Below are 21993 nucleotides of genomic sequence, written 5' to 3'. Positions count from 1 at the left end.
TTCGCCGGACAACGATCGAGATGCGACGGGCTGCTAAACCTGCGGATACCAGCGACCCGGAGGTTTCAGCCCGTGCAACTCGACGTCCGTTTCTTCCCCGTGACCGGGACCCATCCACTCAGCACCGACCTCGTCGGGCTCCGCGCGAATTTCCATTACGGCTCCGGGAACGTGCTGGAGCAGCACTACGCGGACCGGACCACGATGATCTGGACCGGTGTTTCCGGTGATTTCGCCGGTGTGCGGCAGAAGGAAGCGACACTGCGCGTCTTCGAAACCGGTCCGGCACAGTATTTCGTCACCTGGTACGAGACCGGGACCGTCGCGACGGCCGCGCACGGCGAGATCTTCGACGGCGGTTATCCCATCGCGGTGATGGCCGATTTCGGCCGCTCGATCGCGACGGCGGCCTATACGAATCCGCGTGAGGACGGCGGGCAGTACTTTTTGGTCGACCAGGCGACCATCGAGATTCTGGAGAAGCCGCACGCGTGGCCTTCCTTTCCCGCGCCGCGCGGGTCTTGAGCGTTCTGTGGAATACGGCGAACGTGGCGTAGGGGGTGTCTCGAAAGCCACTTTCGGGACATCAGGCGTCGCGAAAGTGGCTTTCGCGGCATGGGCGTCGGCGGTGAATGCTCCCTTCACCCAACCACTCCACGTTCGCCTTACGCTTCATTGACCGAACGTCGCTCTCCGCCCGATCCCGCCGGCGAAGTTAACCCCAGGCGCGTGCCGGGTATCTGACGGTCATGAGCCGATCGACAGTCGAGCACTCGTCCCGGTCGAACACCCGGCATTTGACCGTGCCGCAGGGCGTCGCGCTGTACGTCGGCGCCGTCCTCGGCACCGGTCTGCTGGTACTGCCCGCACTGGCGGCCAAGGCGGCGGGTCCGGCGTCGCTGATCGCCTTCCTGGTCCTGGTGCTGGTCTCCGCCCCGGTCGCGGCGACCTTCGGGGCGCTGGCGGGACGGTATCCGGACGCCGGCGGGCCGGCGACGTTCGCCCTGCGGGCGTTCGGGCCGAAGACCTCGGCCGTGACCGGATGGTGGTTCTATTTCGGCACCCTGGCGGGCATGCCCGCCGCCAGCGCGTTCGGCGCGGCCTACATCACCGAACTGGTCGGTGGCGGCCGGACGATGACGATGTCCCTGGCCGCCGTGCTGGTGCTCATCGCCATCGGGGTGAACCTTTTCGGCGTGCACCTGTCCGGACGTGTGCAGTTGGTGCTCACCGGTTTCCTGGCGCTTCTCCTGGTCGGCACGGTGGTGCTCGCGGCGCCGAAGGCGGACACGGCCAACCTTCAGCCGTTCGCGCCACACGGCTTCGCCGGTATCGCGACCGCGATCAGCCTGCTGGTGTGGGCCTTCATCGGCTGGGAGACCGTGACCCATCTGGCCCCCGATTTCCGGAATCCCCGGCGAGATCTGCCCTTGGCCACGGGAATCTCCATCGTCGTCATCGGGGTGCTCTATCTCGCCGTCGGCGGAATGACGATTCTCGTGCTCGGCCCGCGAGCCGGGGAAACCGAAGCGCCACTGGCCGCGTTGCTCGGCGAAGGGCTCGGTACCTCCGTTCGAGTGGTCGCCGCGGTGATCGCCGTCGTGGTCACCCTGGGGGTGCTCAACGTGTTCGTGGCGAGTATGGCGAAACTCGGCGCGGCGCTGGGCCGTGATGGCGCTCTGCCGCATTGGCTGGCCAAGGGCAGCCGATCGGGTGACGTTCCGAGGCGCAGCCTCCTCGTGGTGACCACCGGGACCGCGATCAGCTTCGTCGTCGCGATCCTCACCGGCTTCGAACTGGAACAGGCGTTGCTCGCGGAGAACGCCTGCCTGATCGCGATCTACCTGGTGGCGATGGCCGCCGGGGTCCGGCTTCTGCCGTCCGGCGGCAAACAACGGTGGTTCGCGGTGATCGCGACGGTCCTGGTGTTCGGCGTGCTCCTGCTGGCGGGCTGGTACCTGTTGTTCGCGGCGGCGCTCGCCGTGGGGGCACTGCTCTACCTGAAGTTCTCCAGAAGGTCCCCTGAAACCTGAGCGGACCGGGCCGCGATCATCCCGGCGAGCCAGCGCTCGAACGTCGGCACACCGTCACCGAGGACCGTGAGCGCGTGGCTGCCGACGATGAAACCGTCGGCTCCCTGCCGTGCGACCGCTGCGACGTCGTCGCCGTCCCGGATGCCGAAGGCCGTGTAGATCGGCAGGTCCGGGCGAAGACGCCGGATATCGCCGATCCGGCGGCCGAGCCCATCGTCGATGGTGCCCGCCCGTCCGGTCTCGGCGCTGAGCGCGAGATACACGAACCCGTCGCCGCTGCCGAGCACGTCGGCCTCCTCGTCGGTGATGCGCTCGGGCGTCACCCGCAGCGGCGGCACCAGGGCGAGTCCGCGGCGGCGTGCCCAGGCCGCGTACTCGGGAAACGGCCGGATGTCGTGCTCACAGAGCAGACCCGCGCAACCGGCCAGGATTTCGTCACCGGCACGCCAGTCGCCGGCGGCGGGCCAGGCCGATCGGTAGACGATCCCGACCCGCACCGGCGCCTCCGCCAGCCATTCGCGCAGCCGGGACGAGCGCGGGTCCAGGTTGTCCGGCCCCGCCTTCGCCAGCGCCTCCGCGACGACGCTCCCGGTGCTGGCGGAGAAGCCCGCGTCGAGCAGGATCGGGAACTCGACGAAGTCCACTCCCGCGGCCACCGCGGCACGGACGGCGGCGAGGCTGGTGTCCCAGTCGGGGAAACCCGGGATCAGATAGACGCCGAACCCCAGTCTTCCGCTGGTGGCGGCGCTCTCACGAAGCCCGGCACTCATACCGGTTGCTCCTGCCTGGAGGCGGCGATGTTCATGACCCGCAGCGCGCAATAGGTCTCCCACAACGTCGAACCAGGGTTCGTGCTGAACCCGCCGTCCGGTTGCGCGCACCGCTGGACCGCGGCGTGCAACTCGGCCCATGGCCAAGCCAGGTTCAGCAACTGAACGGTTCGCGCACCCCAGTAAGCGCTTGCGAGCGACCATTCCGCGCGCGACGGCCGCATCCGGATGTGCCCGAACCCGTCGTCGCACGAGACGACGAACGGAGCGCTCGCCCGCGCGTCGGTGTGATCGTCTTCGGTTCCGAGCCATTGCCGGATCGCGACCGAGCAATAAGTCCGTTCGATGTCGGACGGACCGTCGGGCAGGAGCGCACAGCCACGATCGTCCCCGGTACACGCGCGCAGGAACGCGCGGATCTCGGCGGCGCCGTCCGGTTCCGGCCGGGCGTCGAGGATGATCAGGGACCTGACCCCGTAGAAGAGGTCGTCCATGTCGACGACGACCCTGCCGCCGGCGACGAGCGCCTCGGCCACCCAACGGACCACCGCGCCGGAATCCGGCACGGGGACCCCGGCGAGCTGATACAGCCGCAAGGCGTAGTACGTCGCTCCCAAGGACGGTGCCCCGCCCCGGAACATCGCGTAGGCGCCACCGGTCCGGGCCGCCGAGGCGAGTTCCAGCTCCGGCCGCGTCAGGCCGATTCCCCGCATCGCGCGGATTTCGGCGCCGAACCGGGCGGCCTCGAGGCTGGGGGCGCTTTCATCGGTCTCGACGAGCAACCCGTCGCTGTCACGGCAGGATTCGACGAAGGTGAGGGCGTCGGTCATGGTGTGCTTTCCTTTCTTCCTCAGCCGGGCGCGGACCCGAAGATCTCGTTCTGTGGCGGGAAACTCTGGAAGTCGAGTGCTTCGAAGCCATAGTCGGCGGGCAGCTGCTGCGGCGCGGGGGTGTGGAACAGCAGTGAATCGGCGTGCATCCGGTTCCCCGAGGCGTTGGCGTACGCGTTGTACAGCTCCAGCGCCCGGCGTTGCGCTTGCGGGATGGATATCAGCGGACCGGCGGCGACGAAGTCGTCGACCTCCTTGAGCACGGCCATGCCGAGACAGAAGGTCAGCAGATCCTGCGGCTCGGCGGCCAGGCCGGACTCGGTCCGGACCACCCGGTACGGCTTGGGCATGGCTTCGAGCAGGTCTCCGGCGTAGATGACGAAGTCGGCGACGTCGGTGCCCGCGATGTCGAGTTCGAGGATGCTGGGGCTGAGGAGATAGTTGAGGTAGCCGAAGATCTTGGGGTTACGGCTGAAATAGAACAGGCAGGCGGCTTCTTCCTCGGCGCTTGTCCCGGCGTCGATCTGCCCGGCCAGCCGCGACATGACCGTGCCGTAACAACCGGAGTCGACCAGCGCGACACGTTCGGGCTCGAACCACTCCCCCTCCCGCAGTCCGAGCACGTCCGCGAGGGCGCCGTGGTCGGCGCGTGAGGCGTGGGCGAGACGGATGTCGAGCCCGGTGGACAGTTTCAGGTCGAGCCGCCGCGCCGTGAGGTACGTCGTCAGCATGTCGCGCGCGAGGAAGAGCACGTGCCGGCGGCGGCGGTGCACGCACCATCGGACGACCCAGTGCGCGAAGGAGACCCAGAGCGGCAGCCACGGCCGGACCCGCCAAAGGAACCGTTCGATCGCCGAGCCGGCGCCGTCCGCGAGGGTGTGGCCGCGACCGGGATCGATGGCGTGGCACACCTGCGCCAGCTGGACTTCGGAGAGATCGCCTTCCCCGCGCATGGTCTGGATGAAGTCGCGGATGGCGTCGTCCATCGCGGGGGCCGGGGTACCCGTGATGGCGCACCATCTCGCGATCCAGTGCTCGCCTATTCCGGCCCACGCGGCCGACGCGCTGGCCGCGTCGGGGCCGGGACATTCGGTGAGCAGGCCGGTCAGCCACGCCGGGACGTCGCCGGCCGGCACGCGAGGGGCCGCGGCCAGCACGGCCGCGGCGCCTCCTCTTCGGGACGACATTTCACGCTCTCGGGGCATGGCCCTGACCCTTCCGTCGGATGTACCGGAAGCGTCACGCCGCATACCTGGTGCAGCAGGGAAGAACGATGTACCGGTGGGTGACGCTCAAATCCACCGTATGGGGGCATGGGGGCCGTGGCGATCACTTCCGCGCACGGTCCTGTCCATCATCCGTACCCCGAGCGAAAAGGCCCGACGAGGCGGCGCAAGGTATGAGAAGGGGCTTCACCGAACCGGTCACGATAGGTGGCCGCGAACCGCCCGAAGTGGAAGAACCCGTGCCGTTGGGCGACCTGTGCCACGGTGACCGCGTCGGGCTCGCCCGCGGAAAGGTCGGCATGGGCGCGTTCCAACCGGACATCGCGAAGATAGGCGTTGGGAGTGGTCGCCAGATGCCGCTTGAAACCCTTCTCCAGCGCGCGCACGCTCACCCCGAGCTCGCGGGCGAGGCTCGTCACCGAATGATGCCGGTGCGGTTGCCCGTCGATCAGCCGGGTGGCCTCGCGAATGGTGCGTGAAGACACGAGTTTCGCTTCGCCGGTCACGACGTCCCAGTAATTGTGCTTCTGTGAGGCCAAAAACGTGGTCATCAAGCCTTGTTCCACGGAATCCGCGACGGCTTCGATCTCCAGCGCGCTGTCCGTGTCGTCCAACGACCCCACGTAGGCCGTCAGAGCGTCATACCATCCTTTGACGGGCTGACGCCCCGTGTTCAGCGTCTCCTCGAATCGCAACGGCTGAGGCAGGGCGCGCCCGAGCATCGCGCTCAGGCGCATTTCCAGCACTCCGCGGTCGATGATCACCATCAACTGTGCGAACTCCCGCGACCAGCGGGCCTCCAGCACGGAACCGGGATTGCACACTTCCCCCGTGGTGGCCGCTCTGCCGGTGGCCGGGACCGCGATCAGGAAGTGCTGGCGGGTACAGCCGATCCGCAGTTCGGCCGCGGCCGGACAGGCGACGTAGGCGACCGTGAAGTTCTTCGTCCGCCGGGCGTGCACACGGACCTTCGACGCCGAACGCGCGCGGAACCGGCATTCCCCGAAGAGGCCGTCGAGACATGTCCGTATCTCCTCCGGGTCTTCCGAAACCAGCAGCATGAACTTTCCCAGCGGTGTGTCCATTCGAGTCCCCCTTGAGGACACCGGAGGCGGATCGTTCCTGACGGCGCTCCTTCCCGTGTACCCGGTCGAGTGGGATGACGTGGACCGGACGGACAAATCCGACCGAACAGCCTAAGCGGCGAGATCGGTCGTCTCGGGCTAACCACTCCCGCGCGCGCTAAACGCGTCGATTCCGGTCAACCGGCCTCGGATGCGGACACCCGCTCGGAGTACTCAGCGCTGACGAACAAGCCGCGAGCACGCAAAAGCAAAGCCCACGCGCACCTTCGCTCCCATACTGGCCGTCCAGTCGAGACGAGGAGCCCGAATGAGCCGTGACGACACGTCGCTCGCCAAGAACGTCCTCGGCGTGCCGGGCATCGTCTTCCTCGTGCTCGCCGCGGTCGCGCCACTGACCGGGATGATCGTGATCGCGGCCATCGGCATCGCGGTCGGGAACGGCGGCGGCATGGTCGCGGCGTTCCTGCTGGCGACGGTCGTCCTGCTGCTGTTCGCCGTCGGCTACGCGCAGATGTCGCGGGTGCTCACCAGCGCGGGCGGCTTCTACGCCTTCGTGGTCAAGGGGCTGGGCAGGACACCGGGTCTCGTCGCCGGGTTCGTCGCGATGCTCGGCTACAACTGTTTCGTCGCGGGCGCGATCGGCACGAGCGGGTTCTTCACCTCCACGGCGATCGACGACGTCTTCGGCGTGAAACTCGATTGGCTGTTATGGAGCGCGCTTTCGGTCGCGCTGGTCCTCCTGCTCAGCCGCCGGGGAATCGCGGTCAGCGCGAAGGTCCTGGGTGTCTCGCTGATCCTCGAAGTGGCGATTCTGCTGATCATGGATTTCAGCGTGCTGTTCCGGCACGGCTTCTCGTTCGCCGCGTTCAGCCCGTCCGTCGTGTTCCAGGGGGCGGGCGGGCTCGCGTTGTTGTTCGCCGCCAACGCCTTCATCGGGTTCGAGGCGACGGCGCTGTTCGGCGAGGAGGCCAAGGATCCCAAGCGGACGATCCCGCGGGCGACCTACATCGCGATCGGGTTCATCGGCGTGTTCGCCGCGTTCACGACCTGGGCCGTGGTCAGCGCGATCGGCGCCGAGCAGGCACAGGACGTGGCCGCCGCGCATCTGTCGAGCGGCGATCTGGTGCTTTCGGTCGCGCAGGAGTATCTCGGGGGACCGTTGACCAAGGTGATGCTGCTGCTTCTGGTGGTCAGCCTCTTCGCGGCGCTGCTGGCACTGCACAATTCGGCCACCCGCTATCTGTACGCGCTGGGCCGGGTCGGCGTGCTGCCGCGCCTGCTGGGCAAGACCAGCCCGGGCAACGGCGCGCCGCGCTACGCCTCGATCGTCCAACTGGCCTTCGGTTCACTGGTGGCGCTGGCGTTCCGGCTCGCCGGTCTCGACCCGGTCGCGGACCTCACCGCGAGCATGACCGGCTTCGGCACGCTCGGGATCCTCACCCTGCAGTTGTTCGCGGCGGTGGCGATCCTGGTCTATTTCCGCCGCACGCGGGATCGCCGGGTCGTGAAGACGCTGATCGCCCCCGGACTGGGCGCGGTGGGACTCGGGCTGATCGTGACGCTGGCGATCCTCAACTTCCCGACGCTCGCCGGATCGAGCAACGGCGTCGTCCCGCATCTGCCGTGGCTGCTCCTGGTGGTCGCGTTGGCCGGGCTCGCGCTCGCCGGCTGGCTACGGCGGTTCCGTCCGTCGGTGTACGCGGCGTTGGAGACCGACCTGGAACGCGAACCGTCAAACGTTGTTGGTCAGTGAGAGGTTGAACGAATAACGCGAGGCACGGTAGACGTGCCACCCGTATTCCACGACCTTGCCGGACTCGTCGTAGGTGGTGCGGCGCATGGTCAGCAGTGCCGCGCCCGGCTTCTCGCCGAGCAGTTCGGCGTCCTCCTCGGTCGCCTGCCGGGCGCCGACGTTCTGCTGGGCGGCGTGCAGACGGACGCCCGCGGAGCGCAGTAGCTGGTAGAGCCCCTTGTCCCGCAGCTCGTCGTCGGCCGGGGCGATGAGGCCGTCGGGCAGGTAGTTGTTCATGATCGCCAACGGTTCGCCGCCCGTCGACCGCACCCGCTTCAGGCGCCGGACGTGGGTCAGGCCCGGCGTCTCGAGATACTCGATCGCGTCTTCGCCCGCCGGCTCGACCCGGTTGACGAGGACGACGGACTCCGGCTTGTCGCCGATTTCGCTGAGGTCGTCGAAGAGGCTGCTCAACCGCAGCGGCCGCGCGACCTTGGTGCGCACGACCTGCGTGCCGACACCGCGCTTGCGGACGAGGAGCCCCTGGTTGACCAGCGACTGGATCGCCTGGCGGATGGTCGGCCGCGAGAGGTGCAGCCGGGCGGCCAGATCGAGCTCGTTGTCCAGCCTGGCGCCGTTGGGCAGCCTGCCGTCCTCGATGGCGGCGCCGATCTGCCGGGCGACCTGGGAATACAGCGGCTCCGGACCGTTCGGATCCACCACGATCTCGCCGGGCACCCAGGGTTTCATGCGCGGAGCCTACCGCGACCGGCCACTATGACCTTATGTCCATATGTCTTGACAAAGTCTCTCGAGCCTTGCGATGGTCGCAGGATCACGCGAACCGGGAGGTACGAAGGTGTCGGACACAGTGCGCCGGATAGTCGCCGCGCGGGTGCGCGATCCGGGGGCCGTCGCGGTGGCCGCCGCCACCCGCGTCCGGGCGAAGGCCCCGTTCAACGACAAGGGCCGCACGATGATCATCGCCGCGGACCATCCGGCGCGCGGCGCGAACGGCGTCGGCTCCGACCCGCTCGCGATGGCCGACCGCGGCGAACTGCTCGACCGCCTCGGCCTGGCGCTGGAACGCCCCGGCGTCACCGGAGTGCTGGCGACGCCCGACATCATCGACGATCTACTGCTCCTCGGCGCCCTCGACGGCAAGACCGTCATCGGCTCGATGAACCGCACCGGGCTCGCGGGATCGACTTTCGAGATCGACGACCGGTTCGCCTGCTACGACGCCGAAACGATCGAGCGGATGCGCTTCGACGGCGGCAAGACGCTCACCAGGATCTGCCTGACCGACCCGGCGACGCCGAGCGTCCTCGAGAACACCGCGAAGGCGGTCAACGACCTCGCCGACCGGAAACTGATCGCGATGGTCGAGCCGTTCCTCGCGGACTGGGTCGACGGACGCCTCCGCACCGACCTCTCCCCCGACGCCGTGATCCGCTCGATCACCATCGCCTCCGCGCTCGGCCGCTCGTCGGCCTACACCTGGCTGAAACTCCCGGTGGTGCAGGACATGGAGCGCGTGCTGGCCGCCTCGACGTTGCCCGCCGTCCTGCTGGGCGGCGAGGTCAAGGATCCCGACGCCGCGTTCGCCGCCTGGCAGCGCGCGCTCGCGCTGCCGACCGTGCAGGGCCTCGTGGTCGGCCGGTCCCTGCTCTACCCGCACGACGGCGACGTCGCCAAGGCCGTCGACACGGCCGTCGGACTGCTGTGAACACCTGTGGAGGACAACGCGTGAAGACCATCGACCACTGGATCAACGGCGCCGGGACCACGGCGGGCTCCACCCGCACCACCCCGGTGTACGACCCGGCCGCGGGACGGGCGTGGGCGGAGGTGCTCCTCGCGGAACCGTCCGATGTGGACACCGCGGTCGCCGCCGCGGGCAAGGCGTTCGAAACGTGGGGCGACTCGTCGTTGTCTCAGCGGACGAAGGTGATGTTCGCCTTCCGCGAGCTGCTGGTGAAGCACGAGGACGAACTCGCCCGGATCATCTCCGCCGAGCACGGCAAGGTGATCGACGACGCGCGCGGCGAGATCGTCCGCGGCCGTGAGATCGTCGAGTACGCCTGCGGGATCGCCGACGCGCTGAAGGGCGGCTTCTCCGACCAGGTCTCGCGCGACGTGGACGTACACGACTTCCGGCAGCCGCTCGGGGTCGTCGCCGGGATCACCCCGTTCAACTTCCCGATCATGGTGCCGCTGTGGATGCACCCGATCGCCATCGCGGCGGGCAACACCTTCGTGCTCAAGCCCAGCGAGCGCGTCCCGTCGGCGTCCCGGCTGGTCGCCGAGCTGTACGCCGAGGCAGGGCTACCCGACGGGGTGTTCAACGTCGTCAACGGGGACAAGGTCGCGGTCGACGCGATCCTGGAGCATCCCGATATCGCCGCGGTGTCGTTCGTCGGGTCGACCCCGATCGCCAAGTACGTCCACGAACGCGCGACGGCGACCGGCAAACGCGTGCAGGCGCTCGGCGGGGCCAAGAACCACGCCGTCGTCCTGCCCGACGCCGATCTGGAGTACGCCGCGAACCATCTCACCGCCGCCGCGTTCGGTTCCGCCGGGCAGCGCTGCATGGCGATCTCCATCGGCGTCGCCGTTGGTTCGGCGGGCGACGGACTGGTCGAGATCCTCGAACGCAAGGCCGCCGAGATCAAGGTGGGCCCCGGGAACGAGGCGGGCAACGACATGGGTCCGGTGGTCACCGAGGCAGCGCGGCAGCGGGTGATCGACTCCGTCGCCCTCGGCGCGGAGCAGGGCGCGACCGTGGTCGTCGACGGCCGGGACCTCCGGGTCGCCGGGCACGAAGAGGGTTTCTTCGTCGGTCCGTCCCTTTTGGACCACGTGACCACCGGGATGGCCGCCTACCGCGACGAGATCTTCGGGCCGGTGCTCGGCATCGTGCGGGTGTCCACACTGGACGAAGCGATCGCGCTGATCAACGCGAACCCGTACGGCAACGGGACCGCGGTCTTCACCGGCAGCGGCGAGGCGGCGCGGCGGTTCCAGCGCGAGGTGAAGGTCGGGATGATCGGGGTGAACGTGCCGATCCCGGTGCCGATGTCGTACTACTCCTTCGGCGGCTGGAAGGACTCCCTCATCGGGGACAGCCCGATCCACGGCCCGGCGGGCGTCCGGTTCTACACGCGGGCGAAGGTCGTCACGACGCGGTGGCCACACTCCGCCGCCGGTTTCCACTTCCCCACCTCAAGCTGACGACCGCATTTCGTCCTCTGAATGCGTCGCGCATTCAGAGGACGAAACGCGGGGGTGTCAGCGCACCTCTTGGCGTTGGCGTTTCCCGACGATCCGCCAGCCGACCGCCAGCACCACGACCAGCACCGGAATCGAGTAGAACGCGATCTTCTCGGCGCCGTCGGAGAAGCCCATCAGGACGACCACCAGCGCGAGGAAGCCCAGCGTCGCCCAGCCGCTGTACGGCGCCCAAGGCATCCGGTAGGACGGCCTTTCGAGCTCTCCGCGCAGTGCCGCCTGACGCAGCCGCAGCTGACAGAAGATCAGCGTCGCCCAGGTGGTGATCACGCCGAGGGAGGCGATCGCGATCGCGATGTCGAAGGCGTCCTTCGGCACCAGGTAGTTGAGCACGACCCCCAGCACGTAGGCGCCGGACGTGAACAGGATGCCGCCGTAGGGCACGTGACGGCTGCTCATCCGGCCGACGAACTTCGGCGCCTCGCCCTTGTCCGCGAGCGCCCGCAGGATGCGGCCGGTCGAATAGAGCCCGGAGTTGCAGCTCGACAGCGCGGCGGTGAGCACGACGGCGTTCATCACGTCGCCGATGCCCGGGATCCCGAGCCGGCTGAACACGGTGACGAACGGGCTTTCGCCGCCGTTGTAGAACGGCCACGGCAGGAGCATCGCCAGCAGCAGCACCGATCCCACGTAGAACACGCCGATCCGCCAGACGACCCCGTTAATGGCCTTCGGCAGCACCTTGCGGGCGTCCTTGGTCTCGCCGGCGGCGATACCGACGACCTCGATCGCGGAATACGCGAAGATGACCGCCTGCAGCGTCATCAGCGCGATGCCGATCCCGGCCGGGAAGAATCCATTGTGGGCGGTCAGGTTGTGCACGCCCGCCGTGGTGCCGCCGATGTCGGCGCTGGTGAGCACCAGCCCGGCCGCGGTGACCAGGAAGACCACGATGGCCAGCACCTTGACCACCGAGAACCAGAATTCCAGCTCGCCGAACAGTTTCACCGAAAGCAGGTTCACCACGATCAGCACCCCGAGCGCGACCAGCGCGGTGATCCACTGCGGCACGTCGGGCAGCCATTTGTGCACGTAGATGGCCACCGCGGTGATCTCCGCGATCCCGGTCATCGCCCAGTTCACCCAGTACATCCAGCCGGAGACGAAACCCGCCCACGGTCCGATGAACTTGCGGGCGTAGGTGACGAAACTGCCGGAGGTCGGCTGGTGGAGCACCAGCTCACCGAGGGCGCGCATCACGAAGTACGCGGCGATACCGCAGAGCGCGTACGACAGGACCAGCGACGGCCCCACCTGGTGGAGCTTGCCTCCGGCACCGAGGAACAGCCCGACGCCGATCGCGCCGCCGATGGCGATCATCTGCACTTGGCGGTTGCCCAGTGCTTTTGAGTAGCTTTCACCTTTTTCGGTGAGCAGCGAGGAATCCATGGTTGCCAGACGCTAGAGCGTGTGCGGCAGGTCACCAACAGTGCTAAGGAAGACTTAAGGTGTGCGGGACGTCACTCTGGTGGTTTTACTGGAATTTCCCTTTTCGATTTGACAAGTTCACCGGCGAACCCCGATCTTCGCGCGCGAAGGAGCGCTTCTACGCTACGGCCGTGGACCTCGCAGCGCTGCTGGACCGGATCGCCGACGACGTCGCGCCGGAGATCGGCCGCGGCTCCGTCGCGGACTACATCCCCGCCCTGGCCAGGGTCGAACCCGGGCGGTTCGGCATGGCGGTGGCCGAAGTGGACGGTGGGCTGCACGGCGTCGGCGACTGGGAGACGCCGTTCTCCATCCAGAGCATGTCGAAGGTCTTCACCCTGGCGCTCGCGCTCTCCCACGGCGACGGCGTCTGGGAACGGGTGGGCCGCGAGCCGTCCGGCAACCCGTTCAACTCGCTGGTGCAACTGGAGAACGAGGACGGGATCCCGCGTAACCCCTTCATCAACGCGGGCGCGCTCGTGGTGACCGACGAGCTGGCGCATCACGGTGACGCGGCGGAGACGCTGCTCCGGTTCCTCCGCGAGGAAAGCGGCCAAGCCGGCATCGGCATCGACACCGAGGTCGCCGAGTCCGAGGCCGCCCACGCCGACCGCAACCGCGCGCTCGCGTATTTCATGGCGTCGTACCGGAACATGCGGCATCCGGTGCCCGCCGTCCTCGACCAGTACATGCGCCAGTGCTCCATCGCGATGAACTGCCGCGACGTCGCGCGCTCGGCGGTCTTCCTCGCCCGCCACGGCGTGCGCAACGACGGCACCAGGCTGCTCGCGCAGAGCGCGGCCAAGCGGGTCAACGCGGTGATGCTGACCTGCGGCACCTACGACGCGGCGGGTGAATTCGCCTATCGCGTCGGGCTTCCCGGCAAGAGCGGGGTCGGCGGCGGCATCGTCGCGATCGTCCCCGGCCGGTGCGCGATCTGCGTGTGGAGCCCGGGGCTGGACCCGCGCGGCAACTCCGTCGCGGGCGTGGCCGCGCTGGACCGGTTCACCACCCTGACCGGCTGGTCGATCTTCTGAAGCGGTTTGAACCCGCGACGACGGGGAAGCCGCCAGTGTGCAGACGTTTCTTCCCTGTCCTGACTTCCGGGCCTCCGCTGCCGTCCTCGACCAGCGGAGGCTGGGAAAGCAGCGCGTGGAGACCATTCAGGTACTGCGCGCGCTGACGGTGCCGGGGTACGGCTGGCGTCATCACCCGGCCGCGGCGATGTGGGCGGGCTACGAAGAGGCGCTCACCCGGTACGGCTTCGACATCTGCGAAGTCTGGTGCGCGACCGGCCGCCAGGACACCTGCCGGCAGACCCTGCGGCTCGACCTGCTCAGCGCCACCGGGATCCACGAGGTCCGCACTCAGGACAGCCTCGCGGAAGCGAAGGAACTGCCGCCCTGGCTCGGCGACCCGGATTTCCACCGCGGCCACCAGTCCGCGCTCGTCCGCAAAGAACCGGAGCACTACCGCCCGAAGTTCCCTGACGTCCCCGACGACCTGCCCTATGTCTGGCCGGCGTCGGACCGGCCACGGCGGGAAGGAGTGCGATGACCAAGCGATTCCGCAAAGGCGACAAGGTCCGCTGGAACAGTCACGGCGGGCAGGCCGAAGGTGAAGTCCTGAAGGAGATCACCGCCGACACCGAGGCGGGCGGCCGCACGGTGCGCGCGTCCGAAGAGGAGCCGCAGTACCTGGTGCGCAGCGACAAGAGCGGTGGCGAAGCGGTGCACAAGCCCGAGGCACTGGAGAAGCTGTGAGCGAGGACAAGGACGTCCGCGCCGAGTTCGGCGAAGCGGTCAACATGACCGCCGGCGAACTCGAAAAGTGGCTGAAGACCGACGAGTCCCGCCAGGCGGGGCAGCACAAGAACGGCGGCGAGTCCGTCGGCCACGAGTCGGGTCGCCGGATCGTGAGGATCCTGCGCACGAAGAAGGCGGAGTTGTCCGAACAGGACGAAGAGCACATGCGCAAGGTGATCGGCTACGTGCACCGGCATCTCGCGCAGCGCCCGTCCGGCGACATCGAGGACACGACCTGGCGGCACTCGCTGATGAACTGGGGCCACGACCCCTGCAAGTAGCTCAGCCGCTCGGCCGCCCCATCTCGTGTCCGGGCCGCCCCTCGGTCCGCCGGCTGCGCTTGATCCGCTCTTCGTGCAGGTGAAAGCGCCCTCCGGTGAGGTCTTCGGCGACGCCCCGCGTCATGTCGCGGTAGGCCGCGTAGTAGCCCTGGTCGTACTCCTCGATCACCTGGAAGGTCCACCGGTCCGGCAGCACGTTGAGCCCGATCAGCTCGGTCTCGATGCGCTCGGCCCAGTCCGCGTGGCCGGCCTTCCGGAGGCCTTCGACGGCCTCGCCGAGCGCGAAGTCGGCGGTTCCCGTGAGGTGGTGGAACGCGTATAGGTGGCCGCGCGCCTGTTCGACCGTTTCGAGCGCGAAGACCAGCTTGCCGACCGCGTCGACGGTCGCCTCGTCAGGTTCTGGAGATGAGTCCGGCATGCCGGTGAATGCCCCGGAGCCGGTGTTTCTACACCCCGGCGTCGTACCGTGCCCTGGCGTCGTTGATCTCGTTGATGTGGATTTCGGCCCAGTCCCGGATCACCGCCAGCGGCGCGGTGAGAGTGCGGCCGAGCTCGGTCAACGTGTACTCGACCTTCGGCGGCACGGTCGGGTACACGGTGCGCGTGACCATCCCGTCGCGTTCGAGGCCGCGCAGGGTCTGGGTGAGCATCTTCTCGCTCACCCCGTCGATCGCGGTGCGCAGTTCGCTGTAGCGCTTGGTCCCCGTGGAAAGGCAGCCGACGATGAGCGCGGTCCATTTGTCCGCGATGCGGTCCAGGACCTGTCGCGAAGGGCATGGCGCGCTGTACACGTCGGCCGGCCGCCCGTCCGGCAACCAGGCCAGCACCTGGCCTGGAGTGCCTGGACGGGGACGGCGGCGGGATGGCTCCGGCATGCCCCGACGTTATCCGGTGGCCTGGCCGGCGGCCCAGACCCGGCGCAGCGCGGGCGGCAGGACCCGGCCGAACACCTGCCCGGCGAAATGCCCGCCCGCGAGGATCGTCCGGTCGTCCTCGATCTCCTTCAGCAGGCGCTCACGGGTGGCGACCCCCTCCGCCGGATCGACGTCGAACGCGAACGTCCAGTGGCTTTCGGTGATCTGCACCTGGCAGTGCATGACGTCACCGAGCACGACGACGCGACGGGGGTCCTCCTCGGCCGGATCGGTGACCACGACGCTGCTGTGACCGGGCGTGTGTCCCGGCGTGGCCAGGATCCGCACGCCCGGCGCGACGCTGTCGCCGTCGGCGAAGAACCCGATCACGTCGGCCAGTGGCCGCTGGACGGCGAGCGGATCCGGGCCGACCGGGTCGTTCGTGCCGGACCAGTGCGCCCATTCGCGTTCGCTGACGAGATGCCGCGCCGCCGGGAAGGTCAGCCCGGTCACCGGACCGGCCGTGCCGTCCGGGGTGGGCGGGACGTTCGTCGTCCAGCCGACGTGGTCGTGGTGCAGATGCGTGTAGATCACCGTGTCGACGTCTTCGGGTGCCACGCCCTCCGCGGCCAGTGCGTCGAGCAGGCCGCCGCCGTGGAACTCGGCGGCATCGGGCAAGGCGAAGTCGGCGGCGCCCAGCCCCAGGTCCACCAGGACGGTCCGGTCCCCGGTGCGGATCAGGAAGGAGCCGATGCTGACCGGGAACCATCCGCGTTCGTCGAGGAACGCGTCGTGGGCCGCCCAGCCGGACGGGACGCTCGATGGCAGGAAAACGGCGGGGTTGAGCCAGGCGTGGCCGTCAGGCAGGTAGGTGACGGTGGTGCGGCCCACCCGGATCCGGGACCTGGCAGCGGGTCTCGACATGACGTGTTCTCCCTTGTGGACGGTGAGTGAAGCTGTGACTCACTTTCGGGGAGCCGCTCTCCAAAGGGAAGTACGCACTTGCAAGTGCGCTCTAGCGATGGCTTTCGACGGCGATCCGCGCGAACGAGCGGATCAACGGGTTCTCCCGCGCGGTCACCCACGCGACGACCAGCGGACTCGGTGGCATGTCGGCCAGCGGCACCCAGGTCAGCCCGTCGGGCAACGTGTGCCCGAGCGGTGCGATCCCGGCCGAGCCGTTCCAGAGGACAGCCTGAAGACATTCGCCGACCGTGCGCACCACCGGCCCGGCGGGACGTTCCCCGATGGGCGTCGCCCCGTTCCAGTACTCGCGCCACCGCGGATCCGTGCCCTCCGGCAGCTGGAACCAGGGCCGATCGGCGACGTCGGCCAGCCGGAGCGACGCACGACCGGCGAGCGGATCACCGGTGCGCAGCACCAGCCCCACCGGGTCGGAACGCAGGACGCGGACGCTGAGGCCGGTCTCGTCGAACGGCGACCGGGTCAGCGCGACATCCGCCAGCCCGGCGCGCAGCCCGGTGGTGGGATCGGTGAAATCCGTCTCGCGGAAGCGGATCGAGACCTCGGGATGCCGTCGCCGGAACGCCGCGGCGAGCCGGGTGCCCGACTCCCCCGCTCCGTCGGCCAAGGTGCCGACGGTGAGCGTCGCGGGCCCCGCCGCCTCCAGCACCCGGGCGCGGGCGCGATCGGCCTGGTCCAGCAGGGTGCGAGCCTCGGCGTACAAGGTGGTTCCGGCGGGGGTGGGCTCGACACCGGCGGCCGAGCGGAGCAGCAGGACGACGCCAAGGTCGTTCTCCAGCTGGCGGATGGCCCGGCTCAGCGGCGGCTGGGTCATGTGCAGCCGTGCGGCGGCCCGGCCGAAGTGCCGTTCCTCGGCGACGGCCACGAAGTAACGCAGCAGACGAAGCTCCATCACCAGCGATGATACCCATCAGGTATCGGGCGGTGGAGATCGGACTTGGACGGTGTGCCGGGAGCGGCCCGAAGGTGGGGTCATGCCCTTCGAACCCCTCACCCACGAACCCGCCGTCGAACCCGGCCAGGCCCGGGAAATCGCCAGGGAGCTCTTGGTGATCCCGAATCTCGGCGTCGACCTCGTCCCCAACATCGGGATCATCGGCGGCTCCCACTCGGTGCTCGTCGTCGACACGGGGCTCGGTCCTCGCAACGCGGAGAAGGTGCTCGCCTTCGCGTCCGAGCACGCCCGCGGCCGCCGGCTGTACCTGACCACCACGCATTTCCACCCCGAGCACGCGTTCGGCGCGCAGGTCTTCGCGGACGAGGCGACCTACCTCGTCAACAGCGCGCAGGCGGCGGACCTTGTCCACAAAGGACCGAGCTACCTGGAGATGTTCCGCGGCCTCGGCGCCCCGGTCGCGCGGGCGCTGGACGGCGTCACCCTGGCCACCCCCGACGTGGTCTACGACGACGCGTACGAACTCGATCTCGGCGGACGGGTGGTGCGCATGGAGGCCACCGGGCGCGCCCACAGCAAGGGCGACCAGGTGGTGACCGTGCCCGACGCGGGCGCGCTGTTCACCGGGGATCTGGTCGAGACCGGTCAGTTCGCGATCTTCCCGTGGTTCCCGCCGCACGACACCGACGTCTCGGGATCGCGGTGGATCGAGGTGCTGGGACGGCTGGCCGCCGCCGGGCCGGAAATCGTCGTCCCCGGCCACGGCGACGTCTCCGGACGCCGGATCCTGACCGACGTCCGCGAATACCTCGAACTGCTGCGCGACGAGACCTGGTCACGGCGCGACTCTTCCCTTCCCGAAGAGGCCATCGCCGCGGAGGTCGAAGCGCTGATGATCGAACGCCACCCCGAGTGGGAAGGCCGGGACTGGATCGCGAAGGGCGTCGGGTGTTTCTGCGCCGACGCCGGGTGAGTGAGCGGTCGGGCGAACGTGGCGTGATGGCGGGCATGTCGCGAAAGCCACTTTCGCGACGCCTGGTGTCCCGAAAGTGGCTTTCGCGACATGCCCGCCCGGCACAGGGCACGTTCACCCTTCGGCGCACCGAGTCATTTGAAGATCGCGATGGGGTGAACGACGAGCTCACCGGTTTCGGGGTCCCAGTCCTCGACCTTGCCCAGACACCGCGCCCGGAACGCGCCGGCGGGCGCGGTGTCGCGCAGGTCGCTGGTCACGCAGGTGAAGCGGACCCGCCTGCTCCGCCCCGGATCGTCCGGATTCCCGTACGGTGCCACGAAAACCGTCTCGGTTTCGGTCTGCGAACGTTTGCGGAACAGGCCCTTCACCGAGACGAACGCCTCGACACCCCGCAGCCGGGTCTTGAGCTGCCGGGTGCTCTCGGGGCCGTCGGCCCAGCCGAGTTCCTTCACCAGCGCCCGGTTGTGGACCAATTCCTGTTTCGCCAGGTCCACGTAGATGATGTCGTGGTGCTTCTCGAGCACCTTCGTCACGATGCCGATCACCGTGATCGGCTCGGCCTTGCGGATGTACCGCCGGAATTCCTCGTCGGTGTCGGTGCGCTCGGTTTCCCCTTGCAGCGGGCCGAATCCACCCGATCCCCAGAACCGCCAGCCCCGGCTCTTCCGCTTCTCGACCTCCTGTTCCAGCGCCTCGTTGTAGCGATGCAACTGGTAGAGCCCCATCACGGATTTCGTATGCAGGTAGAAGGCGATGCCCCGGATCATCCCCTGGTCCCCGTCGGATCGGGCGCGGCGCCAGTGCTTCACGAAAACGACGGCCGCGACGACGAAGGCGGCCACGGTCAGCACCCAGACCACGAGCCACAGTCCCCAGACGTCCCACCACAGATTATCGGCAGCCACGGATCTCCTTGAAGGCCTTGAGCAGGGATGTCGCGTTCGCGTCGACCATCCGGCCACCGGTGGCCACGGCCGCGCGTTCCAGTTCGGCGGGATCGGCCTCGCCGTACCGGATGGTGTACGTGCGCACGCCCGGATCCCTCGGCGCGCGCAGGAATTCTTCGATGCCCGGCCCGGTGTTGCTCTCGCCGTCGGTCATCAGCACGATCGAGACGCTCCGGTCCGGCTCGGCGCGGCGATGGGCGCCGGCCTTCGCGTAGGCCTCGCCAAGCGCCGACCAGACCGCTGTGGCGCCGTCGAAGTCGTCGGCGGCGATGAAGGCCCGCAGCGCGTCGAGATCCTGGGGTCCACCGACGGTGAACTCCCTGTCCCCCAACACCTTTCCGCCAAAACGGAGGACCGTGAGCCGCTCGCCGCGGTAGAAACGGTCGAATCCGCCGTCCGGCCCGCCGCTCAGCCCGGCGAAGGTCGCGCGAAGCGCGGCGATCCTCGGCCCCTTCATCGAACCGGAGAAGTCCAGCACGAAGATCACGCGCCCGGGAGCGCGGCCGGCGGTGGCCGCGTAATCGTCGAGGAGCTTGTCCACGACCGCCTGTTCGTCGGGGAAGTACAGCGAGTTCCCGGTCGAGGCGGGCAGCCTCGGATCCAGCCCCACGTCGCCGGTGACCGGCCGCCGGAGGGTCCGTTCCATCAGTTTCTTCTGCGTCGCCGGGCTCCTGAGCCAGGAGACGAGCTTGTCGTACACCTCCCGCTTGGCCGGGTCGAGCAGCAGGACCGGGTAGTCGGACTGGACGATGCCGTCGCGCGGATACACCAGTTCCAGCGGGGTCTTGAGCCTGCCGCTCGCGTTGAGCGAGAGCAGCGTGGACTCGTACCCGATGATCGCGTCCACGTCCTGGCGCTCCGCGAACCGCTCGGCCACCGCGGCGGAGGTGTCCGCCGTGAGCGTGTGCCCGGTGCGGAAGCCCTGGAGCTTGTCGCACGCGACGTCCTGGAGGCGCAGCGCGGCACCGGTGCCCGCGGCGGCCGTCGCCACCCCGACGAGCGAGGTGAGCCCGCTGGTCGACTTGGCCGGATCCGCCATCGCGAACCGGAAGCCGCCGCCCGCGGCCGCGTCCGCCAGATCCGCCCACGAGAGCTTCCCGTCCGGTTTGCCCCGGCGCAGCTCCGCCGCCTTCGCCGGGGTGATCCCGACGATGACCGGCGACACCATGGTCTTGGTCGCGAGCGGTCGTTCCCCCTTGTCGCCCGATTGCCGGAACTTGAGCTGGAAATACCGGTCGGTGGAAAGCCAGGCGAGATCGTGCGTCGCTTTCCCCGGCGTGAGGGAAGCGGTCGCGTCGACAGTTCCCCGGAAATCCATTTCCAGTTCGATTCCCGTTTCCCCGCGGAGGTCGTCGAGAATCGGCCCGAGGTCGGCCAGTTCGGAACTGGCGAGCACGCGCAGTTTTACCTTCTGACCGCCGCTCGTGCAGGCGGTGCCCACCAGGAGCAGGCAGCACAGGACCGCGAGCAGCCGCTTCACGGGCAGTCCCCGACCGTCTTGATCATCTCTTCCAGCACCAGGTTGTCCGGCAGCGGCGTGGTGCTGTCGTTGTCCGCGATCTCCGGGGTCGGCAATCCCTGTCCGCGGAGGAAGTCGTACAGCCGGGCGCTCTTCGTGCTGCCCGCCGGGGTCGCGACGCCGAACCCGAGCTCCATCGCGCGGCGCTGCAGCTCGGGATCGAACGTGATCAGCTCGCCCAGGCGCTCCGCTTCCGGCTTCAGCGCCAGGAACTGCGGTTTCGTCAGGATGTTGTCCTTCGGGTACAGCAGCACCCGGTCGTGGTCCGGCTGCCCGCTCTGCGCCTTGGCCCGCAACTGCATGGCGAGGTACTGGTGCTCGTAGATGACGACGATCGGCTTGTCACCTTCGGCGACGTTCGCGTAGGACTCCGAAAGGTCGGACGACGGGAAGCCCTGGGCCGCCACGAGGGGTTTGATCCGCTTGGCCAGCTCCTTGGCGTTCGTGAGGCTCGGCGGCCCGGCGGACTGGGGGTCGACGACCGGGACCTGACGGCCGTTCTCCAGGAACGCCAGCAAGATCAGGTACGTCGCACCCGAATTGGAGTCGCAGATGTTCGAGGTCTGCGCCAGCACCCGGTTGCCGTTGGCGGCGCCGTGGTCGCGGACGCCCAGCGAATCCCAGCTCTCCCCCCGCTTCATCACCTCCATGAACTTGTCGGTGTCCAGCGTGTAGTAGAGGTCCTGCCCCGGCGGTTTCGCCGCGATCCCCTTACCCGCAAGCGTTTCCGCGTAACGCCGGTACGTCGCGAGGACGATCGGGCTGGTGAACGGCTGCCGTGCGCTGCCCGTCCACTCGTTGGCCCTCGACCGCCGGACGAGACCCGCGGCGGGCTCGCCCGAGAGGAACACGAAGTCGTACTGGCTGAGGTCGTGCGTGGCGATGTCCCGTGATCCCGTCCTGGTCACGTGGACCCGGATGTGGTGACGCATCAGGATTTCCTGGACCTTCGCGTCCTCGAAGAGATCCGATTTCGAGCCCATCTTGCCGCGCAGGACCAGCGTCTGCTGGAACGGCACCACGACGGTCCCGCTCACGAGCAGCACGATGAGGCCGCTCACGGCCAGCACGAGAGCGGGCCCGAAAGTGCGGAGAAAACGACGGCGCAGAAAGAACGCCGAAGGCTTTGGTCGGATGGTGAGCTGGGGTTCTTCACGAAGCGAGCTATCGGTGGTCACCGATTTCCTCCCCGAATGTCCGGCAAGGCCTATTTTACCGGGGGGCACCGACGAAAAAGCACGTCTCGATCCGGCTTCGGGACCACCCTCACCAGGCCGGGAGGCCGGACGGTTAGGCTCTTCGGTGGCGAAAACCGCCATGCACCACGACGCCGGGAG

General features: G+C 68.5%; 23 protein-coding genes. 10 read left to right on the top strand and 13 right to left on the bottom strand.

Annotation, left to right across the window (positions count from 1 at the left end):
* Positions 1 to 72: 72 nt before the first annotated feature.
* Complete coding sequence (locus H4W30_RS04010; protein ID WP_192741545.1) at positions 73 to 525, top strand: MoaF C-terminal domain-containing protein; 453 nt, start codon at positions 73 to 75, stop codon at positions 523 to 525.
* A 224-nt stretch (positions 526 to 749) separates the two neighbouring features.
* Positions 750 to 2033: an APC family permease gene (locus tag H4W30_RS04005; RefSeq protein ID WP_192741544.1), complete on the top strand. Its 1284-nt coding sequence runs from the start codon at positions 750 to 752 to the stop codon at positions 2031 to 2033.
* On the opposite strand, the gene H4W30_RS04000 is transcribed toward H4W30_RS04005, so the two are convergent.
* The 4 genes from H4W30_RS04000 to H4W30_RS03985 form a co-directional block, all read right to left on the bottom strand.
* Positions 1997 to 2803: a tryptophan synthase subunit alpha gene (locus H4W30_RS04000; protein WP_192741543.1), complete on the bottom strand. Its 807-nt coding sequence runs from the start codon at positions 2801 to 2803 to the stop codon at positions 1997 to 1999. The two genes, H4W30_RS04005 and H4W30_RS04000, sit on opposite strands and share 37 nt — an antisense overlap.
* A complete protein-coding gene (locus H4W30_RS03995; RefSeq protein ID WP_192741542.1) occupies positions 2800 to 3633 on the bottom strand; it encodes a prenyltransferase/squalene oxidase repeat-containing protein in 834 nt (277 codons plus the stop codon). Before H4W30_RS03995 ends, H4W30_RS04000 begins: the two co-directional genes overlap by 4 nt.
* A gap of 20 nt (positions 3634 to 3653) precedes the next feature.
* Positions 3654 to 4820, bottom strand: a complete 1167-nt coding sequence (locus H4W30_RS03990; RefSeq protein ID WP_192741541.1) for a hypothetical protein — start codon at positions 4818 to 4820, stop codon at positions 3654 to 3656.
* Positions 4821 to 4987: 167 nt separating this feature from the next.
* Positions 4988 to 5944 carry an AraC family transcriptional regulator gene (locus H4W30_RS03985; protein WP_192741540.1) on the bottom strand — a complete coding sequence of 319 codons (957 nt, stop codon included), beginning with the start codon at positions 5942 to 5944 and terminating at the stop codon, positions 4988 to 4990.
* Positions 5945 to 6251: 307 nt separating this feature from the next.
* Between H4W30_RS03985 and H4W30_RS03980 the strand changes: the two genes are divergently transcribed.
* On the top strand, positions 6252 to 7697 hold the full coding sequence (locus H4W30_RS03980; protein WP_192741539.1) for an APC family permease: 1446 nt from the start codon (positions 6252 to 6254) through the stop codon (positions 7695 to 7697).
* Here H4W30_RS03980 and H4W30_RS03975 read toward each other — a convergent pair.
* Positions 7677 to 8426, bottom strand: coding sequence for a GntR family transcriptional regulator (locus tag H4W30_RS03975; protein WP_192741538.1), 750 nt, complete (start codon positions 8424 to 8426; stop codon positions 7677 to 7679). The two genes, H4W30_RS03980 and H4W30_RS03975, sit on opposite strands and share 21 nt — an antisense overlap.
* Before the next feature lie 109 nt (positions 8427 to 8535).
* Here H4W30_RS03975 and H4W30_RS03970 point away from each other — a divergent pair, with 109 nt between their 5' ends.
* Both H4W30_RS03970 and H4W30_RS03965 read left to right on the top strand, forming a co-directional pair.
* Positions 8536 to 9405 carry a Cgl0159 family (beta/alpha)8-fold protein gene (locus H4W30_RS03970; protein WP_192741537.1) on the top strand — a complete coding sequence of 290 codons (870 nt, stop codon included), beginning with the start codon at positions 8536 to 8538 and terminating at the stop codon, positions 9403 to 9405.
* 20 nt (positions 9406 to 9425) lie between these two features.
* On the top strand, positions 9426 to 10910 hold the full coding sequence (locus H4W30_RS03965; protein ID WP_192741536.1) for a CoA-acylating methylmalonate-semialdehyde dehydrogenase: 1485 nt from the start codon (positions 9426 to 9428) through the stop codon (positions 10908 to 10910).
* Between the two features lie 57 nt (positions 10911 to 10967).
* Here the strand turns inward: H4W30_RS03965 and H4W30_RS03960 are convergent, their stop codons facing one another.
* Positions 10968 to 12356: an amino acid permease gene (locus H4W30_RS03960; RefSeq protein WP_126734155.1), complete on the bottom strand. Its 1389-nt coding sequence runs from the start codon at positions 12354 to 12356 to the stop codon at positions 10968 to 10970.
* A gap of 170 nt (positions 12357 to 12526) precedes the next feature.
* On the opposite strand from H4W30_RS03960, the gene H4W30_RS03955 reads away from it, so the two are divergent.
* Genes H4W30_RS03955 through H4W30_RS03940 form a run of 4 tightly spaced genes read left to right on the top strand, consistent with a single transcriptional unit; the run spans position 12527 to position 14481 of the window.
* On the top strand, positions 12527 to 13432 hold the full coding sequence (locus tag H4W30_RS03955; RefSeq protein WP_192741535.1) for a glutaminase: 906 nt from the start codon (positions 12527 to 12529) through the stop codon (positions 13430 to 13432).
* Positions 13433 to 13469: 37 nt separating this feature from the next.
* Positions 13470 to 13952: an MSMEG_6728 family protein gene (locus tag H4W30_RS03950; protein ID WP_192741534.1), complete on the top strand. Its 483-nt coding sequence runs from the start codon at positions 13470 to 13472 to the stop codon at positions 13950 to 13952.
* Positions 13949 to 14158 carry a hypervirulence associated TUDOR domain-containing protein gene (locus tag H4W30_RS03945; RefSeq protein ID WP_192741533.1) on the top strand — a complete coding sequence of 70 codons (210 nt, stop codon included), beginning with the start codon at positions 13949 to 13951 and terminating at the stop codon, positions 14156 to 14158. The genes H4W30_RS03950 and H4W30_RS03945 overlap by 4 nt, the downstream gene beginning before the upstream one ends.
* The gene (locus H4W30_RS03940; RefSeq protein WP_192741532.1) at positions 14155 to 14481 is read left to right on the top strand and encodes a DUF3140 domain-containing protein; all 327 of its coding nucleotides are present in this window, start codon (positions 14155 to 14157) and stop codon (positions 14479 to 14481) included. The genes H4W30_RS03945 and H4W30_RS03940 overlap by 4 nt, the downstream gene beginning before the upstream one ends.
* 1 nt (position 14482) lies before the next feature.
* On the opposite strand, the gene H4W30_RS03935 is transcribed toward H4W30_RS03940, so the two are convergent.
* The 4 genes from H4W30_RS03935 to H4W30_RS03920 all read right to left on the bottom strand — a co-directional run bounded on the left by H4W30_RS03935 (position 14483) and on the right by H4W30_RS03920 (position 17211).
* Positions 14483 to 14899 (bottom strand): hypothetical protein, encoded by a 417-nt coding sequence (locus H4W30_RS03935; RefSeq protein ID WP_192741531.1) that lies wholly within the window; start codon positions 14897 to 14899, stop codon positions 14483 to 14485.
* Between the two features lie 28 nt (positions 14900 to 14927).
* Positions 14928 to 15356 (bottom strand): winged helix-turn-helix transcriptional regulator, encoded by a 429-nt coding sequence (locus H4W30_RS03930; RefSeq protein WP_225948756.1) that lies wholly within the window; start codon positions 15354 to 15356, stop codon positions 14928 to 14930.
* A 9-nt stretch (positions 15357 to 15365) separates the two neighbouring features.
* The gene (locus H4W30_RS03925) at positions 15366 to 16259 is read right to left on the bottom strand and encodes an MBL fold metallo-hydrolase (protein ID WP_192741530.1); all 894 of its coding nucleotides are present in this window, start codon (positions 16257 to 16259) and stop codon (positions 15366 to 15368) included.
* 91 nt (positions 16260 to 16350) lie between these two features.
* Entirely contained in the window at positions 16351 to 17211 is an 861-nt protein-coding gene (locus H4W30_RS03920) for a LysR family transcriptional regulator (RefSeq protein ID WP_192741529.1), read from the bottom strand.
* 82 nt (positions 17212 to 17293) lie between these two features.
* Between H4W30_RS03920 and H4W30_RS03915 the strand changes: the two genes are divergently transcribed.
* Positions 17294 to 18187 (top strand): MBL fold metallo-hydrolase, encoded by an 894-nt coding sequence (locus H4W30_RS03915; RefSeq protein WP_192741528.1) that lies wholly within the window; start codon positions 17294 to 17296, stop codon positions 18185 to 18187.
* A 134-nt stretch (positions 18188 to 18321) separates the two neighbouring features.
* On the opposite strand, the gene H4W30_RS03910 is transcribed toward H4W30_RS03915, so the two are convergent.
* From H4W30_RS03910 to H4W30_RS03900, 3 genes are read right to left on the bottom strand one after another with little or no spacing between them, the layout of a single operon-like run.
* Entirely contained in the window at positions 18322 to 19095 is a 774-nt protein-coding gene (locus H4W30_RS03910; protein ID WP_192741527.1) for a hypothetical protein, read from the bottom strand.
* Complete coding sequence (locus H4W30_RS03905; RefSeq protein ID WP_192741526.1) at positions 19082 to 20617, bottom strand: vWA domain-containing protein; 1536 nt, start codon at positions 20615 to 20617, stop codon at positions 19082 to 19084. The genes H4W30_RS03910 and H4W30_RS03905 overlap by 14 nt, the downstream gene beginning before the upstream one ends.
* Positions 20614 to 21834 carry a hypothetical protein gene (locus H4W30_RS03900; RefSeq protein WP_192741525.1) on the bottom strand — a complete coding sequence of 407 codons (1221 nt, stop codon included), beginning with the start codon at positions 21832 to 21834 and terminating at the stop codon, positions 20614 to 20616. The genes H4W30_RS03905 and H4W30_RS03900 overlap by 4 nt, the downstream gene beginning before the upstream one ends.
* Positions 21835 to 21993: the final 159 nt, after the last annotated feature.

Source organism: Amycolatopsis roodepoortensis, assembly GCF_014873915.1.
Classification (GTDB): Bacteria; Actinomycetota; Actinomycetes; order Mycobacteriales; family Pseudonocardiaceae; genus Amycolatopsis; species Amycolatopsis roodepoortensis.
Note: the sequence above shows the minus strand (reverse complement) of the source record. Positions and strands in the feature narration are given on the sequence as shown.

Bases quoted from the DNA above. Each gene is read 5' to 3' on its own strand.
- H4W30_RS04005 (WP_192741544.1), top strand. From the start codon at position 750: ATGAGCCGATCGACAGTCGAGCACTCGTCCCGGTCGAACACCCGGCAT.
- H4W30_RS04000 (WP_192741543.1), bottom strand. From the start codon at position 2,803: ATGAGTGCCGGGCTTCGTGAGAGCGCCGCCACCAGCGGAAGACTGGGG.
- H4W30_RS03995 (WP_192741542.1), bottom strand. From the start codon at position 3,633: ATGACCGACGCCCTCACCTTCGTCGAATCCTGCCGTGACAGCGACGGG.
- H4W30_RS03990 (WP_192741541.1), bottom strand. From the start codon at position 4,820: ATGTCGTCCCGAAGAGGAGGCGCCGCGGCCGTGCTGGCCGCGGCCCCT.
- H4W30_RS03985 (WP_192741540.1), bottom strand. From the start codon at position 5,944: ATGGACACACCGCTGGGAAAGTTCATGCTGCTGGTTTCGGAAGACCCG.
- H4W30_RS03980 (WP_192741539.1), top strand. From the start codon at position 6,252: ATGAGCCGTGACGACACGTCGCTCGCCAAGAACGTCCTCGGCGTGCCG.
- H4W30_RS03975 (WP_192741538.1), bottom strand. From the start codon at position 8,426: ATGAAACCCTGGGTGCCCGGCGAGATCGTGGTGGATCCGAACGGTCCG.
- H4W30_RS03960 (WP_126734155.1), bottom strand. From the start codon at position 12,356: ATGGATTCCTCGCTGCTCACCGAAAAAGGTGAAAGCTACTCAAAAGCA.
- H4W30_RS03945 (WP_192741533.1), top strand. From the start codon at position 13,949: ATGACCAAGCGATTCCGCAAAGGCGACAAGGTCCGCTGGAACAGTCAC.
- H4W30_RS03935 (WP_192741531.1), bottom strand. From the start codon at position 14,899: ATGCCGGACTCATCTCCAGAACCTGACGAGGCGACCGTCGACGCGGTC.
- H4W30_RS03930 (WP_225948756.1), bottom strand. From the start codon at position 15,356: ATGCCGGAGCCATCCCGCCGCCGTCCCCGTCCAGGCACTCCAGGCCAG.
- H4W30_RS03925 (WP_192741530.1), bottom strand. From the start codon at position 16,259: ATGTCGAGACCCGCTGCCAGGTCCCGGATCCGGGTGGGCCGCACCACC.
- H4W30_RS03920 (WP_192741529.1), bottom strand. From the start codon at position 17,211: ATGGAGCTTCGTCTGCTGCGTTACTTCGTGGCCGTCGCCGAGGAACGG.
- H4W30_RS03915 (WP_192741528.1), top strand. From the start codon at position 17,294: ATGCCCTTCGAACCCCTCACCCACGAACCCGCCGTCGAACCCGGCCAG.